This window comes from Streptomyces sp. NPDC050732 (genome assembly GCF_040654255.1).
Classification (GTDB): domain Bacteria; phylum Actinomycetota; class Actinomycetes; order Streptomycetales; family Streptomycetaceae; genus Streptomyces.
The window spans coordinates 54011-72081 of record NZ_JBFAHP010000026.1; the positions used below are offsets into that span (position 1 = coordinate 54011).

General features: G+C 70.9%; 12 protein-coding genes. 4 read left to right on the forward strand and 8 right to left on the reverse strand.

The window, feature by feature from the left end:
- Positions 1 to 188: 188 nt before the first annotated feature.
- Complete coding sequence (locus tag AB0H82_RS23465; protein WP_362995813.1) at positions 189 to 4292, forward strand: HAMP domain-containing protein; 4104 nt, start codon at positions 189 to 191, stop codon at positions 4290 to 4292.
- Positions 4293 to 4304: 12 nt separating this feature from the next.
- Positions 4305 to 4889 carry a response regulator gene (locus AB0H82_RS23470; protein ID WP_362995815.1) on the forward strand — a complete coding sequence of 195 codons (585 nt, stop codon included), beginning with the start codon at positions 4305 to 4307 and terminating at the stop codon, positions 4887 to 4889.
- An 84-nt stretch (positions 4890 to 4973) separates the two neighbouring features.
- Here the strand turns inward: AB0H82_RS23470 and AB0H82_RS23475 are convergent, their stop codons facing one another.
- Positions 4974 to 6863, reverse strand: coding sequence for a long-chain fatty acid--CoA ligase (locus tag AB0H82_RS23475; protein ID WP_362995723.1), 1890 nt, complete (start codon positions 6861 to 6863; stop codon positions 4974 to 4976).
- A 297-nt stretch (positions 6864 to 7160) separates the two neighbouring features.
- A complete protein-coding gene (gene lepA / locus AB0H82_RS23480) occupies positions 7161 to 9032 on the reverse strand; it encodes a translation elongation factor 4 (RefSeq protein WP_362995725.1) in 1872 nt (623 codons plus the stop codon).
- 217 nt (positions 9033 to 9249) lie between these two features.
- Here lepA and rpsT point away from each other — a divergent pair, with 217 nt between their 5' ends.
- Positions 9250 to 9516 (forward strand): 30S ribosomal protein S20, encoded by a 267-nt coding sequence (gene rpsT, locus AB0H82_RS23485; RefSeq protein ID WP_362995727.1) that lies wholly within the window; start codon positions 9250 to 9252, stop codon positions 9514 to 9516.
- Between the two features lie 307 nt (positions 9517 to 9823).
- Here rpsT and holA read toward each other — a convergent pair whose 3' ends face one another.
- Positions 9824 to 10816 (reverse strand): DNA polymerase III subunit delta, encoded by a 993-nt coding sequence (holA, locus tag AB0H82_RS23490; RefSeq protein ID WP_362995729.1) that lies wholly within the window; start codon positions 10814 to 10816, stop codon positions 9824 to 9826.
- 71 nt (positions 10817 to 10887) lie between these two features.
- Here holA and AB0H82_RS23495 point away from each other — a divergent pair, with 71 nt between their 5' ends.
- The gene (locus AB0H82_RS23495; RefSeq protein WP_362995731.1) at positions 10888 to 11133 is read left to right on the forward strand and encodes a hypothetical protein; all 246 of its coding nucleotides are present in this window, start codon (positions 10888 to 10890) and stop codon (positions 11131 to 11133) included.
- 49 nt (positions 11134 to 11182) lie between these two features.
- Here the strand turns inward: AB0H82_RS23495 and AB0H82_RS23500 are convergent, their stop codons facing one another.
- The 5 genes from AB0H82_RS23500 to AB0H82_RS23520 all read right to left on the reverse strand — a co-directional run bounded on the left by AB0H82_RS23500 (position 11183) and on the right by AB0H82_RS23520 (position 18003).
- A complete protein-coding gene (locus AB0H82_RS23500) occupies positions 11183 to 12067 on the reverse strand; it encodes a YceI family protein (protein ID WP_362995817.1) in 885 nt (294 codons plus the stop codon).
- Positions 12068 to 12338: 271 nt separating this feature from the next.
- Complete coding sequence (locus AB0H82_RS23505) at positions 12339 to 14954, reverse strand: ComEC/Rec2 family competence protein (RefSeq protein WP_362995733.1); 2616 nt, start codon at positions 14952 to 14954, stop codon at positions 12339 to 12341.
- Positions 14951 to 16165 carry a helix-hairpin-helix domain-containing protein gene (locus AB0H82_RS23510; protein WP_362995735.1) on the reverse strand — a complete coding sequence of 405 codons (1215 nt, stop codon included), beginning with the start codon at positions 16163 to 16165 and terminating at the stop codon, positions 14951 to 14953. Before AB0H82_RS23510 ends, AB0H82_RS23505 begins: the two co-directional genes overlap by 4 nt.
- Positions 16166 to 16284: 119 nt before the next feature.
- Positions 16285 to 17130, reverse strand: a complete 846-nt coding sequence (locus AB0H82_RS23515; RefSeq protein ID WP_362995737.1) for a DegV family protein — start codon at positions 17128 to 17130, stop codon at positions 16285 to 16287.
- A gap of 132 nt (positions 17131 to 17262) precedes the next feature.
- Entirely contained in the window at positions 17263 to 18003 is a 741-nt protein-coding gene (locus AB0H82_RS23520) for a hypothetical protein (RefSeq protein ID WP_362995739.1), read from the reverse strand.
- Positions 18004 to 18071: the final 68 nt, after the last annotated feature.

Consider the following 18071-nt stretch of genomic DNA (forward strand, 5'->3'; position numbering starts at 1 on the left):
GCCTCAGGCGACACCGACAGAGTGACAGACTGACCACGCCCATAAGCACCGAGTCACTGAAGTGGGCCGTTATGAGTGAGAACAGTGCTATGCCTGTGTCCGGCCGGGACAGGCTTCCGGTTCCGGCGCAGAAGGCCGACTCCGGCGCGGAATCGGTCACCAGTCAGCTGCGTCCGCTTCTCGCCGCCATGCGCGCCGCACGGGACGGGGACTTCACCAAGGTCGCACCGGTCGGCGAGGGCATCACCGCCGAGCTGTACGCGGTCTTCAACGAAATGCTCGACCGTTCGCTGCACTTCGACGGCGAACTGGTCCGCGTGCGCCGCGAGATCATACGGCACGGCCGCCTGGACGAGCGGTTCGGCGCGAGCCCCGGGCAGGGCCGTTGGGCGGCGCGTGTCTCGGAGGTCAACACCCTGCTGGACGCGCTGGTCGCGCCGGCGGCGAACGCCACCCGGGTGCTGAACGCGGTGGCGGGCGGCGATCTGACGCAGCGCGTGGACCTGCACGACGGCACCCGTGAACTGCGGGGCGATTTACGCCGTCTGGGGCGCGCCGTCAACACGATGGTCGATCAGCTGTCCCTCTTCACGGGTGAAGTCACGCGTGTCGCCCGCGAGGTGGGCACGGAGGGGCGGCTCGGCGGGCGTGCCAAGGTGCGGGGGCTCTCGGGCAGCTGGCGGGACGTGACGGAGGCCGTCAACACGATGGCATCGCGGCTCACGGCCCAGGTGCGGGACATCGCCCTCGTCACCACCGCGGTGGCGCAGGGCGACCTGACCCGCACGGTCACCGTGGAGGCCACGGGTGAGCTGCTCGAACTGAAGCTGACCGTGAACACGATGGTGGAGCAGCTCTCCGCGTTCGCCGCCGAGGTGACGCGCGTGGCCCGTGAGGTCGGCACGGAGGGCCAGTTGGGCGGCCGCGCCCAGGCGCGCGGGGTGTCGGGCGTGTGGAAGGACCTCACCGACAACGTCAACTTCATGGCGTCGAACCTCACCTCCCAGGTCCGCAACATCGCCCAGGTCACCACCGCCGTCGCCAACGGCGACCTGAGCCAGAAGATCACCGTCGACGCCCGGGGCGAGATCCTGGAGCTGAAGTCGACGGTGAACACGATGGTGGACCAGCTCTCCGCCTTCGCCGACGAGGTAACCCGCGTCGCCCGCGAGGTCGGCACGGAGGGAAATCTGGGCGGGCGCGCCCAGGTGCGGGGCGTATCGGGCGTCTGGAAGGACCTCACCGACAACGTCAACTTCATGGCCGACAACCTCACCTCCCAGGTGCGGAACATCGCGCTCGTGTCGACGGCCGTCGCCCAGGGCGACCTCGGCAAGAAGATCACGGTGGAGGCGAAGGGCGAGATCCTGGAGCTGAAGTCGACGATCAACACGATGGTCGACCAGCTCTCCGCCTTCGCCGACGAGGTCACCCGCGTCGCCCGCGAGGTCGGCACGGAGGGCAACCTCGGTGGTCAGGCCCAGGTCCGGGGCGTCTCGGGCGTGTGGAAGGACCTCACCGACAACGTCAACTTCATGGCGTCGAACCTCACCTCCCAGGTCCGCAACATCGCCCAGGTCACCACCGCCGTCGCCAACGGCGACCTCTCCAAGATGATCACGGTGACGGCGCGCGGTGAGATCCTGGAGCTGAAGGACACCGTCAACACCATGGTGGAGCAGCTGCGCGCCTTCGCCGACGAGGTGACCCGCGTCGCCCGCGAGGTCGGCACGGACGGCCGGCTGGGCGGCCGGGCGCAGGTCCTCGGCGTGTCCGGGGTGTGGAAGGACCTCACCGACAACGTCAACTACATGGCGGACAACCTCACGGGCCAGGTCCGCAACATCGCGCAGGTCGCGACCGCCGTGGCCCAGGGCGACCTCTCCAAGAAGATCGACGTGGACGCGCGCGGCGAGATCCTGGAGCTGAAGACCACCATCAACACCATGGTGGACACGCTGTCCTCGTTCTCCTCCGAGGTCACCCGCGTGGCCCGCGAGGTCGGCTCCGAGGGCCAGCTGGGCGGGCAGGCCCGGGTCGAGGGCGTGTACGGCACGTGGAAGCGCCTGACGACGAACGTGAACGAGCTGGCGCTGAACCTCACCACCCAGGTCCGCGCCATCGCCGAGGTCGCCTCCGCCGTCGCCCAGGGCGACATGACCCGCGCCATCACGGTCGAGACGCGCGGCGAGGTCACCGACCTCAAGGACAACATCAACCTCATGGTGTCCAACCTCCGCGAGACCACCCGCGCGAAGGACTGGCTGGAGTCCAACCTCGCCCGTCTCGCGGGCCTGATGCAGGGCCACCGCGACCTGATGGAGGTCGCCGACCTGATCCTGCGCGAGCTGACCCCGCTGGTGAACGCGCAGTACGGCGCGTTCTTCCTCGCCGACCCGGACACCGCGGAGAGCCCGGCGCCCACCCAGGTCACCGCGAAGGGGCTCGCGTTCATCGCGGGGTACGGCGCGGCACAGGGATCGGTCGTCGACACCGGCGGGATGCCCGCGCAGGGCCTGGTGCGCCAGGCCGCGCTGGAGAAGAAGCGCATCCTCGTCGAGGAGGTCCCGCCGGACTACATCAAGATCCATTCGGGGCTCGGCGACGCGGCCCCGGCCACCGTCGTGATCATCCCGATCCTCTTCGAGGACAAGCTGCTCGGCGTGATCGAGCTGGCCACGTTCTCCCGCTTCTCCGACGTCCACCTGGCGTTCTTCGACCAGTTCGTGAACACCATCGGCGTCGCCATCAACACCATCATCGCCAACTCCCGTACGGAGTCGCTGCTCGGCGAGTCCCAGCGCCTGGCCACCCAGCTCCAGGAGCGGTCGGACGAACTCCAGCGGCAGCAGGCGGAGTTGCGCCGCTCGAACGCGGAGCTGGAGGAGAAGGCGGCCCTCCTCGCCACGAGCTCGCAGTACAAGTCGGAGTTCCTCGCGAACATGTCGCACGAGCTGCGCACCCCGCTCAACTCCCTGCTGATCCTGGCGCGGCTGCTCTCCGACAACCCCGACAACCACCTCTCCGACCAGGAGGTGCAGTTCGCGACGACCATCCACCGCTCCGGCTCCGACCTGCTCCAGCTCATCAACGACATCCTGGACCTGTCGAAGATCGAGGCAGGCCGGATGGACGTACGCCCCAAGAAGCTCCCGCTCATCAAGGTCCTCGACTACGTCCACGCCACGTTCCGCCCGCTCACCCTCGACCGGGGGCTCGCCTTCGACGTGTCGGTCGGCGAGGACGTGCCGCGCGAGATGTTCTCGGACGAGCAGCGCCTCCAGCAGATCCTGCGCAACCTCCTGTCGAACGCGGTGAAGTTCACCTCGGCGGGCAGCGTCGAGCTGCGGGTCAGCCGCGTCAAGGAGACCGCCCGCGACCGGCTGGTCCACGACAACGACGACCTGCTCTGCTTCGAGGTCAAGGACACCGGCATCGGCATCCCGCCCGAGCAACTCCCAGTCATCTTCGAGGCGTTCCAGCAGGCCGACGGCACCACCAACCGCAAGTACGGCGGCACCGGCCTCGGCCTCTCCATCAGCCGCGAGATCGCGGGCCTGCTCGGCGGCCGTATCACCGCGGAGAGCGCCCCCGGCCAGGGTTCGACCTTCTCGCTGTACGTTCCCGTGGTGCATCCGGGCCACGGCGCGGCCGCCGTCGCGTACGCGGCGACGCACACGCAACACCTGCCGGAGCCGATGGAGCAGGCCGCGCTGCGGCCGCACACCAGCCTGGAACCCGACGACAGCTGGCCCACGCCCACCAAGCTGGAGGAGTGGAAGGAGGGGCGCGCGGGCCGCATACTCCCGGGCCGCAGGGTGCTCATCGTCGACGACGACATCCGCAACGTCTTCGCGCTCACCCACGTACTGAGCCGCGTCGGCATGCCCGTCCTGTACGCGGAGAACGGCCGTGAGGGCATCGAGACGCTGGAACGCAATCCGGAGGTCGACATCGTCCTGATGGACATCATGATGCCGGAGATGGACGGCTACGAAACCATGGCCGCGATCCGGCGCAGTCCCCGCTGGCGGGGCCTGCCGATCGTCGCCCTCACCGCCAAGGCCATGCCCGGGGACCGCGAGAAGGCCATCGCCCAGGGCGCCACCGACTACGTACCGAAACCCGTGGACGTGGACCAGCTGCTCGGCGTCGTCTGTGCCCTCCTGGACCCCGCGGGCTCAGCGACCGCCGAGCGGCCCACCGCCGCCGAATCCCCCGATCCAGAGACCGTCGCTCCGGAACAGCCGAGCACCCAGGGAGAAAGCGCTGTTCCGCCGGCAACCGAGTGAGGCACCGTGACCATGAGTGCAGAGGCCACTACCGACAACCGCGCGAGCATCCTCCTGGTCGACGACATGGAGGACAACCTGATGGCGCTCGAAGCCGTCCTCGGATCACTGAACGAGCCGCTGGTGCGCGCCCGTTCGGGCGAGGAGGCCATGAAGGCGATTCTGAGGCAACGATTCGCCGTGATCCTCCTGGACGTCCGCATGCCCGGCATGGACGGCTTCGAGACCGCCTCGAACATCAAACGCCTCGACCAGACCAAGGATGTGCCCATCATCTTCCTGACGGGCACCGACAACGACGCGGGCTACGCCTTCCGTGGCTACGCGACGGGGGCGGCGGACTATCTCACCAAGCCGTTCGACCCCTGGGTGCTGCGCGCCAAGGTCACCGTCTTCCTCGAACTGCATCGTAAGAACCGGCAGTTGGAGCGGATACTGGCTCGCGAGCAGCGCCAGTTCGACGAGCTGGCCGCACGGCTCTCGGCGATCGAGACCCATATGGCCGCGAGCAGCCTCAAGGACGTCCTCGAACTGCGCCGCCATGTGACGCACATGGAGGAACTCGTGCAGGAGATGCGCCGCGGCCGGGACACCTAGGACCTCTGCGGGAAGCCCCGGCCGCGCACGACAGGCCCCCGGACCCCGGGCCGCGCGCCCCTCGCCTGCGCTCTGACTTCGCGCTCAGGCCTCGCGCGAACCCGCGTACATCTCCTCGATCAGGTGCTTGTACTCCCGCTCGACCACCGGACGCTTCAGCTTCAGACTGGGCGTCAGCTCGCCGTGCTCGACATCCAGGTCGCGCGGCAGGAGCCGGAACTTCTTGATGGTCTGCCAGCGCTGCAGGCCTTCGTTGAGCTGCCGCACATAGTCGTCGATGAGCTCGACCGTCGCGGGAGCCGCGCACACCTCGGCGTAGGACTTGCCCTCCAGGCCGTTCTCCTTGGCCCACTCCAGGATCGCGGGCTCGTCGAGGGCGATCAGGGCGGTACAGAAGTTCCGGTCGGCGCCGTGCACGAGAATGTTGGACACGTACGGACACACGGCCTTGAACTGGCCCTCCACCTCGGCGGGCGCGATGTACTTGCCGCCGGAGGTTTTGATCAGGTCCTTCTTGCGGTCCGTGATCCGCAGATAGCCGTCGACGGACAGCTCGCCGATGTCCCCGGTGTGGAACCACCCGTCGGACTCAAGGACCTCCGCGGTCTTGTCGGGGAGGCCGTGGTAGCCCTCCATGATGCCGGGGCCGCGCAGCAGGATCTCGCCGTCGTCCGCGATGCGCACCTCGGTGCCGGGCAGCGGCTTGCCGACCGTGCCGGTGCGGTAGGCCTCGCCGGGGTTCACGAAGGAGGCCGCGGAGGACTCGGTCAGGCCGTACCCCTCAAGGATGTGGATGCCGGCGCCCGCGAAGAAGTAGCCGATGTCGGGCGCGAGCGCGGCGGATCCTGAGACGGCGGCGCGCAGCCGGCCACCGAAGGCGTCGCGCAGCTTGGAGTAGACGAGGGTGTCGGCGGCCTTGTGCTTGGCGCGCAGTCCGAAGGGCACCGACGCGGTGCCGGTCCTGCGGAAGTTGTCCTGGCTGACCTTCGCGTACTCGCGGGCGACCTCGGCCGCCCACAGGAAGATCTTGTACTTGGCGCCGCCGCCCGCGCGCGCCTTGGCCGCGACACCGTTGTAGACCTTCTCGAAGATGCGGGGCACCGACGCCATGTACGTCGGCTGCACGACCGGCAGGTTCTCGATGATCTTGTCGACGCGGCCGTCGACGGCGGTGACGTGCCCGAGCTCGATCTGGCCCGAGGTCAGCACCTTGCCGAAGACGTGCGCGAGCGGCAGCCACAGGTACTGCACGTCGTCCGGGCCGAGGAGGCCGGTCGCCGCGATGGCCTTGGCCATGTACGACCAGTTGTCCTGCGGCAGGCGCACGCCCTTGGGGCGGCCGGTGGTGCCGGAGGTGTAGATGATCGTGGCGAGCTGATCCTTGCTGATCGCCGCGATCCGCTCCTTGATGAGCTCCGGGTTCTTCTCCAGGTGCGCGGCGCCGCGGGCCTCCAGGTCGGCGAGCGTGAGCACCCAGCCGTCGGGGTCGCCCTCGACGGGGTCCGCGCCCTTGGGGTCGAGCACCACGACGTGCCGCAGTTCGGGCAGGTCGGCCCGCTTCTCGCGGGCCTTGGCGAGCTGCGCGGCGTCCTCGGCGATCAGCACCCGGCTGCCGGAGTCGGCCAGGATGTACGCCGATTCCTCGGCGTTGGTCTGCGGGTAGACGGTCGTGGTGGCGGCGCCCGCACACATGATGCCGAGGTCGCAGAGGATCCACTCGACGCGCGTGGACGAGGCGAGCGCGACCCGGTCCTCCGAGCGCAGGCCGAGCTCGATGAGTCCGGCGGCGATGGCGTGGACGCGGTCGGCGGCCTGTGCCCAGCTGAGCGACTTCCAGTCGTCGGGGCCCTCACCGGAGGCCGCCGGGACGGGGTAGCGGTAGGCCTCGGCGTCCGGTGTGGCCGCCACGCGCTCCAGGAAGAGATGCGCCACGGAGGGCGGACGGTTCTCGATCAAGGTCTGTGTGTCGCTCACGACATCCTCCGGGCCCACGACGGTGCGGCGAACTGGCTGGCGGCCGCTTCTTACGTCTGCTGCTTACGGCTGCTGTTACGACTGCTTCTCATGTCCCTGCGGCTACTTGTTTAACTTGCGAGTAACCTACGAGTGGTGATCAGAGTAGAGCTCCGACGCCTCGTGCGTAAGGGGCAGCTGCCTGTCACTTCCTACAGACACCCAAACGGAATGAGCAGGCCCGCCGCAACGCGCCGCGGGCCCGGTGCGTGTGCGCACCGGGCCCGCGTGGCGGCCGCTCACCCGCGGCAGGGGCGACTACTTCTTGGCCTTGCCGGGCCCGCTGTCGTCGCTGGAGAGCACCGCGATGAAGGCTTCCTGCGGCACCTCGACGGAGCCGACCATCTTCATGCGCTTCTTGCCCTCCTTCTGCTTCTCCAGGAGCTTGCGCTTACGGGAGATGTCACCGCCGTAGCACTTGGCGAGGACGTCCTTGCGGATGGCGCGGATGGTCTCGCGGGCGATGACCCGGGAGCCGATCGCGGCCTGCACCGGCACCTCGAACGCCTGGCGCGGGATGAGCTCGCGCAGCTTGGCGACGAGCCGCACGCCGTACGCGTACGCCGCGTCCTTGTGCGTGACGGCGGAGAACGCGTCGACCTTGTCGCCGTGCAGCAGGATGTCGACCTTGACGAGCTGCGCGGACTGCTCGCCCGTGGGCTCGTAGTCCAGCGAGGCGTAACCGCGCGTCTTGGACTTCAGCTGGTCGAAGAAGTCGAAGACGATCTCGGCGAGCGGCAGCGTGTAGCGGATCTCGACGCGGTCCTCGGAGAGGTAGTCCATGCCGAGCATGACGCCGCGCCGGTTCTGGCACAGCTCCATGATCGAGCCGATGAACTCGCTGGGCGCGAGGATCGTGGCGCGCACGACGGGCTCGTACACCTCGTCGATCTTGCCCTCGGGGAATTCACTCGGGTTGGTGACCGTGTGCTCGGTGCCGTCCTCCATGATCACGCGGTAGACCACGTTCGGAGCGGTGGCGATGAGGTCGAGCCCGAACTCGCGCTCCAGGCGCTCGCGGATCACGTCGAGGTGCAGCAGCCCCAGGAAACCGACGCGGAAGCCGAAGCCGAGCGCGGCCGAGGTCTCCGGCTCGTAGACGAGCGCGGCGTCGTTGAGCTGCAGCTTGTCCAGGGCCTCGCGCAGGTCCGGGTACTCCGAGCCGTCCAGCGGATACAGACCCGAGAAGACCATCGGCTTCGGGTCCTTGTAGCCGCCGAGGGCCTCGGTGGCGCCCTTGTGCAGGGAGGTGATCGTGTCACCGACCTTGGACTGACGGACGTCCTTCACGCCGGTGATGATGTAGCCCACCTCACCGACACCGATGCCGTCGGCCGAGGTCATCTCCGGCGAGGAGACGCCGATCTCCAGGAGCTCGTGGGTGGCGCCGGTGGACATCATCCGGATGCGCTCACGCTTGTTGAGCTGGCCGTCGACGACTCGCACGTACGTCACGACGCCGCGGTAGGAGTCGTAGACCGAGTCGAAGATCATCGCGCGGGCGGGCGCGTCCGCGACGCCGACCGGCGGCGGGATCTCGGCGACGACCTTGTCGAGCAGCGCCTCGACGCCCATGCCGGTCTTGGCGGAGACCTTCAGCACGTCCGCGGGGTCGCAGCCGATGAGGTTGGCGAGCTCCTCGGAGAACTTCTCCGGCTGGGCGGCCGGCAGGTCGATCTTGTTCAGTACGGGGATGATCTTGAGGTCGTTCTCCATCGCCAGGTAGAGGTTGGCGAGAGTCTGCGCCTCGATGCCCTGGGCCGCGTCGACGAGGAGGATCGTGCCCTCACAGGCCGCGAGCGAACGCGAGACCTCGTACGTGAAGTCGACGTGGCCCGGGGTGTCGATCATGTTGAGGATGTGCGTACTGCCCTGGTCCGGGCCCTCGTTCGGGGCCCAGGGCAGACGCACCGCCTGGGACTTGATCGTGATGCCGCGCTCGCGCTCGATGTCCATCCGGTCGAGGTACTGAGCACGCATCTGCCGCTGCTCCACCACCCCGGTGAGCTGGAGCATGCGGTCGGCGAGCGTGGACTTGCCGTGGTCGATGTGCGCGATGATGCAGAAATTGCGGATCAGAGCCGGGTCGGTACGGCTCGGCTCGGGCACATTGTTAGGGGTCGCGGGCACGCAGGGTCCTGTCTCTTGAGGCGCCTGTAGCCTCGGGTCGGATCTATACGTAGCTTCCATCGTCCCATGGGTGGCGCACTGCGCTCGGTTTGGGCCGGTCCGAGGGCGGCTGGTACCGTGGACAGCTGTGTCTCGTAGCCCTCTCAAGCGTCGAGGCGCGTGTCATCAAATTCATCTGCAGTACCTCTGCAGTACCTGAACCTGAAAAGGCTCTTTCGTGGCGAACATCAAGTCCCAGATCAAGCGGATCAAGACCAACGAGAAGGCGCGTCAGCGCAACAAGGCGGTCAAGTCTTCGCTGAAGACCGCGATCCGCAAGGCCCGCGAGGCCGTTGCCGCCGGTGACGCCCAGAAGGCCGCCGAGCTCACGCGTGAGGCCACGCGCCAGCTCGACAAGGCCGTCTCCAAGGGTGTCATCCACAAGAACCAGGCCGCCAACAAGAAGTCGGCGCTTGCGACGAAGGCCGCGGCTCTCAAGGGCTGAAGCCCCTACCCCGGCTGATGCACGTCCAGTGCGCCGGGGCGCTGATCAATCCTCCCGCGAGGGTAATTCGAGCCCTCTACCTCGAATCGCGGACAGACCACGCAGTACGCCACGCTGCGCCAACGCCCCCGGACCCACTCCGGGGGCGTTGCTGTGTCTGAGGGGCGGGGGCACCCCGCCGGGGGCGCGGGGAACTGCGCGAACAGCCACGGGCTACCCCGCAGGGAAGAACAGCCAGGTCACGGGCTACCCGCAGGGGAAGAGACCGCCGACCTGCGCGGAACACTGGCGGCGCACTGGCGGCGCACTAACGGCGACCGGAGCGAGCCGCCCGGGCGATGGCGACCACGGCCTTCTCCAGCGCGTACTCCGGATCGTCACCGCCACCCTTGACGCCCGCGTCGGCCGCCGCGACGGCGGTGAGCGCGGCGGCCACACCGTCCGGCGTCCAGCCCCGCATCTGCTGACGGACGCGGTCGATCTTCCAGGGCGGCATGCCCAGCTCACGGGCGAGGTCGGCGGGGCGCCCACCGCGCGCGGAGGAGAGCTTGCCGATCGCCCGGACACCCTGCGCGAGGGCGCTGGTGATCATGACGGGGGCGACCCCGGTCGCGAGGGACCAGCGCAACGCTTCGAGCGCCTCGGCGGCCCGGCCCTCGACGGCCCGGTCGGCGACCGTGAAGCTGGAGGCCTCCGCACGGCCCGTGTAGTACCGCCCGACGACCGCTTCGTCGATCGTGCCCTCGACGTCCGCCGCCAGCTGGGAGACCGCCGAGGCGAGCTCCCGCAGATCGCTGCCGATCGAGTCGACGAGCGCCTGGCACGCCTCCGAGGTCGCCGAACGGCCCAGGGTCCGGAACTCGCTCCGCACGAACGACAGCCGGTCCGCGGGCTTGGTCATCTTGGGACAGGCGACCTCGCGCGCGCCCGCCTTGCGCGCGGCGTCGAGCATGCCCTTGCCCTTCGCGCCGCCCGCGTGCAGCAGGACGAGGGTGATCTCCTCGACGGGCGATGCCAGATACGCCTTGACGTCCTTGATCGTGTCCGCCGACAGATCCTGCGCGTTCCGCACGACGACGACCTTGCGCTCGGCGAAGAGCGACGGGCTGGTCAGCTCGGCGAGGGTGCCGGGCTGCAGCTGGTCGGAGGTGAGGTCGCGCACGTCCGTGTCCGCGTCGGCCGCGCGGGCGGCCGCGACCACCTGCTGCACGGCGCGGTCGAGGAGGAGCTCCTCCTGCCCCACGGCGAGCGTGAGGGGAGTGAGCGGGTCGGACGCGGCGGTATCTGTCTTCCTGGCCATCGCGGTCAAGCATCCCACGCGCCACTGACACCCCGCCCCGAGCCGCCCGGCCCCTGTCGGAGAATGGACCGGTGAACGACGTACGACATGTCCTGGTGCTGCCCGACCGCGATGCCGCGGAGACGGTGGCCGAAGAGCTCCCCGACCGTTTCGGCGTGACCGAGGAACCCCAGCTCGTCCGCGACGCCCTCGCCGGCGAGGACGACGCCGAAGACGCCCAGTGGCTCGTCGTGGTCGAGGACCCCGGCTCCCGCCTGGACCCGACGGCCCTCGACGCGCTGGCCGCCGAACACGAGGGCTGGCTGGAGGCCCCGTAGGGGAAGGCCGGCCGCTCTTGGTCAGCCGGTCCTGGTCAGCGGGTCTTGGTCAGCCGGTCTTGGGGATGACCTGGATGTCGAGGTCGATCGTGATGCTGTGCCCGACGGCGGCGATACCGCGCGCGAGCATCGTCTGCCAGGTGATCGTGAAGTCGTCGCGGTGCAGTTCGGTGGTGGCGCGGCAGGCGACGCGGGTCTCCCCTTCGAGGCCCTTGCCGATACCGAGGTACTCCGTGTCGAGCGTGACCGTACGCGTCACGCCGTGCAGCGTCAGGCCGCCGGATATCGCCCAGCGGCTGCCGCCCTTGTGGACGAAGCGGTCGCTGTAGAACTCCATCGTCGGATAGCGCGCCACGTCCAGGAAGTCACCGGACCGCAGGTGGTCGTCGCGCATCTGGACCGCGGTGTCGATGGAGGCCGCGTCGATGACGACGTGCATCGCGGACTCCTCCATCCGCTCGCCCAGCCTGATCGCACCCGCGAAGCTGTTGAACCGCCCGTGAATGCGGGCGAGCCCGATGTGCCGCGCGGTGAAGCCGACCGAGGAGTGCAGCGGGTCGATCTCCCAGTCGCCGGGCTCGGGGAGCGCCGGGGGCGGGGCGACCTGGAGCGTGACGTCGCCGAGCGAGGCGTGCGCGTCCTCCGCAACCGTGGCGCTCGCCCGGTACGGAGTGAAGCCCTCCGCCGAGACCGCGAGGCGGTAGTCCCCGGCCGGAACAGCGGTGACGAACGATCCGAAGGGGTCCGTGCCGCCGCTGACGACCTTGCGGCCCATGGCGTCGCTGACGGCGAACTCCGCGTTCCGCACGGGTTCGTTGACCGGGTCGAGCACCCGGCAGCTGAGCACTCCCGCGCTCGACGGAACCGTGAGCGCCGACAACGGTCTCGTCCGTCCAGCCAGATTCATACGGTTTCCCAGCCAACGGCCGAACACGTGCGACACACCCCCGCCTTGCTTGACAACACCACAACACCTGCAAACTGCAACGAAGAGGCATTCGATCACCGTTGCGGCTTTCGATGCAACACGGACCCAGATCACGGGAATGCTGCCGATGCGCCGCGAAGTGTCGCGACTGGCCCGAATTGGCCCTCCTTCCTTCATATCTTGCCTGCTCAGGGCGGGGTTCCCCGCGGTAGCCGCCCCTGCCGTGCAGGTGGGGTGACATGCGTCCACGGGGCATCCGGGGGTGGCCCGTCCCTGGTCAAGGCGGCCGGGTGGCCACTTCGAGCCGTGGTGTCGACCGGGAGCCCGACCCCACCACCGCGATCGCCCCCTGCGTGTCCGTGCGCACCACCTGCGCTCCCCCGGCCCGCAGCGCCGCCAGGGTGACGGGCGCCGGATGTCCGTACGAGTTGTCGGCGCCGCAGGAGATCAGGGCCAGCCGCGGCGCCGCCCTGCGCAGGAGCTCCGGGTCCTGGTGGGCGGAGCCGTGATGGGCGACCTTGAGCACGTCCACGGAGGCGAGCGACGCGGCCGCCGGGGTGCGCAGCAGGGCTCGCTGGGCGGGCGGCTCCAGATCCCCGAGGAGCAGCAAGGTCAGTCCGCCCGTCCGCACGAGCAGGGTGACACTCGCGTCGTTCGGCCCCTCGGGGCGCGGCACCGGTGCCGCCGTGGGCCACAGCACCTGCCAGTCCAGGGGACCCGTGCGACGCCGCTCCCCCGCCGCGGCCGGGACCACCGGCACACTCGCCGCAGCGGCCCGTTCCCGCACGAACGCGGCCTGCTCCGGCGGCTCCTGGAACCCCGTCGTCTGGATCTCTCCCACCGCACGCCCTCGCAGCACTCCCGGCAGGCCCGCGACGTGATCGGCGTGGAAGTGTGTGAGCAGGACGAGCGGCACGCGCGTGATCCCGAGCGAACGCAGACAGCGGTCGACGGCCACCGGGTCGGGCCCCGCGTCGACCACCACCCCCGCGCCGTCGCCCGCCGCGAGCACCACGGCGTCGCCCTGCCCGACGTCGCACATCACCATGCGCCATCCCGGTGGCGGCCAGCCTGCGATCACCCGGGTGACGGGCGGAGGCTGGACGATCAGGAGGAAGAGGAGCGCGGCACAGGCCGTGGCCGCCCAGGGGTGCCGCACGATCCTGCGTCCCACCAGGGCGAGGGCCACGGTGGCCACCGCGAGCAGGAGTCCACCGCGCCAGCCGCCCGGCCAGTCGACCCCGCTCCCGGGGAGCGCCGCCCCGGTGCGGGCGATTCCCGCGATCCACTCCGTGGGCCAACTCGCGCCCCAGGCCAGGGCCCGGGCGACGGGCATCGCGACCGGCGCCGCCGCGAGTGTCGCGAAGCCGAGCACGGTGGCGGGCGCGACCGCGAACTCCGCGAGGAGGTTGCACGGCACCGCGACCAGGCTCACCCGGGCCGCGAGGACCGCGACGACGGGTGCGCACACCGCCTGCGCCGCGGCCGCGGCGGCCAGCGCGTCGGCGAACCGCGGCGGGATCCCCCGGCCGCGCAGCGCGGCCCCCCAGCGCGGTGCGAGGGTGAGCAGCGCGCCGGTGGCCAGGACGGAGAGCAGGAATCCGTAACTCCGGGCCAGCCACGGGTCGTACAGGACGAGGAGCAGAACCGCCGTGGCGAGTGCGGGGATCAGTGACCTGCGCCGCCCGGTGGCGATGGCGAGGAGCGCGATCAGCCCGCACGCCGCGGCCCGCAACACGCTCGGGTCCGGACGGCAGACGATCACGAACCCGAGGGTGAGCGCCCCGCCGAGCACCGCCGTCGTCCGCAACGGAATGCCCAGCTTCGGTGCCAGACCACGCCGTTCGGCCCGCTGGGCGCTGCCCTGCGGTCCGATGAGCAGGACCAGGACGATCGTGAGGTTCGCACCGCTGACGGCGAGCAGATGTGTGAGGTCGGTCGCCCGGAAGGCCTGGTCCAGCTCGGCCGGCACCCGGGACGTGTCCCCGATGACGAGCCCGGGGAGCAGGGCGCGGGCGTCGGCCGGCAGACCGTCCGTGGCCTCGCGCAGTCCGCCCCGCAGCCGGCCCGCCAGCCGCTGCGCACCGGACGGCGCCCCGACCACCCGCGGCGCCCGCTCCCCCGACACCCGGAGCACCGCCGCGACCCGGTCCCCCTCCGGCAAGGGCGGGGCCAGCCGGGCCCGCACACGCACCCGGGTCGACGGCAACAGCGCGAGCCAGGCCTCCTCGGGCCCAGCCCTCTGTCGCGCGTTCTGCCCCGCACGCTTCGTGCTGTGCCTCGCGGCCGCGTCACCCCGGCCCGCGTCTTTCGCGGAGTCCACGCTGCCCGTCCGCACGACGACCAGGACCGGCGTTCGCGTCGTGGTCGTCGTCCCGTCCGCCTCCCTGACCCGCACGACCTCGGCGTCCAGGACGACCGCGGGGGGCATCGTGTGCGCACGCGCGACGGGAGGCCGGGAGCGCCGGGGATCGGACGTGATTTTGAACTCCGCTTCCACTTCCGCGTAGTCGCCGGCCAGCACGGGGACGGGGCCACGGTGCAGGTCCGCGCCGTGCAGAGCCGCTGAGGCGGTCGCCCCGGCGGCGCAGAGCAGAACCGCCGCCGCCGAGAGCCTCCCCCACTGCCGCCGCCCCGCCGCCCGCCCGGGCCGCCCGGCGCCCCGCACCCGTCTCCCCCGGACGGTCCACGTCACCATCAGCGCTCCGGCCGCGAGCACGCAGACCGCCACCGTGGCGACCGCCCACCGGGGCGGGGCGTCCAGCATCAGTGCCGCCGCCACCCATGCCGCGAGTGCGGGCGGCACAAGGCGGAGGTCGGCCGGGCCCTCCTGCCGGGGGTTCGAGGCGCCGAGCCGGTGACCCGACGCGAGGTGAACTGCCGCGCGCGTCATGGCCGTACGAGATCCTGGATGTCGGCGAAGCGCCGGTCGCCGATGCCGTTGACCTCGCGGAGTTCTTCGACGGTGCGGAAACCGCCGTGCTCAGCTCGGTAGTCGAGGATGTGCTGCGCCAATACGGGGCCGACGCCCGGGAGTTCGTCGAGCTGCTCGGCGGTCGCCGTGTTCAGGCCGATCGGGCCGGTGGCGGCCGCCCCGCCCCCTCCTGCCGCACCCGCCGCGCCTCCCACTCCTGCCGCCGCACCCGCGCCCGCTGCTCCTGCGCCCGCACTCGCCCCGCCGGCTGTGGCGGCTGCTCCCACCACCACCTGCTCGCCGTCCATGAGGAACCGCGCCCGGTTGAGGCCGTCCGTCTTCGTGCCGGGCCTGACCCCGCCGGCGGCCCGCAGGGCGTCGGCCACCCGGGACCCGGCAGGCAGCCGATGCACCCCGGGGCGGCGGACCTTCCCGCTGACATCCACGACGATCACGCCCGCGGGGCCACCGGCGGCCGCCGCACCACCCGGGCCGCCCGCACCGCCCCCGCTCTCCGCGGCCCGTCCCGCCTGCGCCGGAGGGCCCGGCGACGGAACCGGTTCCGCGTCCCGGTCGGCGGCGGCGCCCGCCGCGCGCACCACTTCGGGCGGCCGCACGGGCTGGGTCCGGCCCGACCAGAAATGCTGCGCCGCGAACACCGCCGCGACGGCGAGGACCACGACGAGAGCGACCACGCCGCGCCGCTCCAGACCGCACCGCGACTGCAGCCACACAGGCAGCCGCTCCCGCAGGGCGAGCCCCATCCGCTCGCGCCGCGAGGGGCCCGACCGCGGCTCCACCTCCGCGTCGGGCGGCTCCCCCACCTCCGCCTTCGCCTCCGCTTCCCGCGCCCATCCGGGCACGGGCATCGGGGCGCGCGGTACTGATCCGCCGCCGACCGGAGCCCCGCCCACCGGCTCGGCGTCGGCAGCCGCCACGTCCAGCCGCGGAGAACGCGGCGACGGCCGCGACGGTGTTGTCTGTGGCGGCGGCTGCGGCTCGGCGAAGAGGCTTTCCGCCCGCAGTCGGACCGCCTCCGCCGAGGCGACCGAGGCGGCCGAGGCAGCAGAGGCTCGCCTGCGGCGGGCCCGCTCACGGGCCTGACGGTGGTTCGCCCGGCCGTCTGACGCGGGCGCGCGGCCCGGGCCGCTCGTCGCGGAAGCTGTCCTGGAAAGTGATCGAATCGCCATGCCGACGACGTTAGGCACAGCGGGAGAAAGTTGTTGATCTTGCTCAATTTCCGTGGACTACTCGGCAGTTGTGGATATCTCCGTCACCCGCACGAGGGATTCCAAGGCCGAGCCGCACCTCACCGCGGCGAGACCACGGCTCCCAGCAGCCCCGGCCCGGTGTGCGCCCCGATCACCGCGCCGACCTCGCTGACGTGCAGCTCCGCGAGGCCCGGCACCCGCTCCCTGAGCCGCTCGGCGAGCACCGACGCCCGCTCCTGCGCCGCCAGGTGGTGCACCGCGATGTCGACCCGGCCGCTGCCCGCGCGCTCGACCACGATCTCCTCCAGCCGGGCGATCGCCTTCGACGCCGTCCGCACCTTCTCCAGCATGTCGATGCGGCCGCCGTCCAGCTTCAGCAGCGGCTTGACGGCGAGCGCGGAGCCCAGCAGCGCCTGCGCGGCGCCGATGCGGCCGCCCCTGCGCAGATAGTCGAGGGTGTCGACGTAGAAGTACGCGGACGTGCCGGCGGCCCGCTTCTCCGCGGCCGCCACCGCCTCCTCCACCGAGTCGCCCGCCTCCACGGCCTGAGCCGCCGAGAGGGCGCAGAAGCCGAGGGCCATCGCGACCATGCCGGTGTCCACCACCCGCACCGGCACCGGCGCTTCCTTCGCGGCGAGGACCGCGGCGTCGTACGTACCGGAGAACTCGGCGGACAGGTGCAGCGAGATGATGGCCGTGGCGCCCGCCTCGGCCGCCTTCCGGTACGTCTCGGCGAAGAGCTGGGGGCTGGGCCGGGACGTCGTCACCGACTTCCGCTTCTGCAGCGCGAGGGCGAGCGAGCGGGCCGAGATCTCGGTGCCCTCCTCCAGCGCCTGATCCCCGAGGACGACGGTCAGGGGCACCGCGGTGATGCCGTGCCGGTCCATCGTCGGCTGCGGCAGGTAGGCCGTTGAATCCGTGACGATCGCGACATGGCGGGACATGAGCTGGAGATTACCTGTCTGCGCCGCCGGGTGGCAGCCCGGCCCCCGCGCACCCGGCTCCGGGGCAGCTCCATCCGTCACGGGGCGGTCGTCGGAGCTGTCTCCGAGCGGTCAGGGCTGTCACCGGGCGGGTCAGGTCGTGCTCTCGGGCTTGGTCTTCTTCTCCCACGGATACGTCGGCCTGGCGGTGGGCGGGGTGATCGCGGGCCGTGTCGGCTCCTGGGCCGTCTGCCGGGTGGACCCGGACGGCTCGGACCAGGCCTGTTCGGCGTCCTTGCCGGCGTCCGCCGCGGGCTCGGGCCACGCGGCGGGAGCCTCGGCCGGCGACGGCTCCGTCGTCCAGTGCCGCAGGGCGCCCGCCTCCATGTCGATCTGTGTGCTCAGTGCGTCCAGGTCGTCGTTGGCGAAGCGGCGGGCCCGGTCGCGCGCCGACCAGCGCAGGGAGTCGGCGGCCTTCTTGATCTGCTCCGTGCGCTCCCGCATCTCGGGGAGCCGCTCGGCCAGGGCGGCCTTGTCCGGGTCGCGCTCCAGGCGCCGGAGTTCGTCGTCCAGCTCGTGGCCGTGGACGCTGAGCCGGTCGAAGAGCTGCAGGGTCTCCTTCAGCGACGCGTCGTCGGCGGCGCCCGCCTGCAGAACGTCCTGTGTGGCGCGCATGGAGGTGCGCAAGGAGAGGCGCAGCTGGGCCAGTTCGGCGGCGGGGCCGACCGCGAAGCTCTTCGCCCGCAGCGTGGTGTCCTCCACCGTCCGGCGGGCCTCCTGGATGGTGCGGTCCACGCCCCGCTTGGCCGCCCTGACCGCCTTCACCGTCAGATAGACGCCCAGTACCAAGAACAGCACGAAAAGCAGCGCCACGACTGCGCCCACGGCTCCCATGACGCTCCTCTCCGCATCCGGTCCGGTGCGCTCAAGCGATGTCCGCTCCAGCGACTCCTCCACCGTAA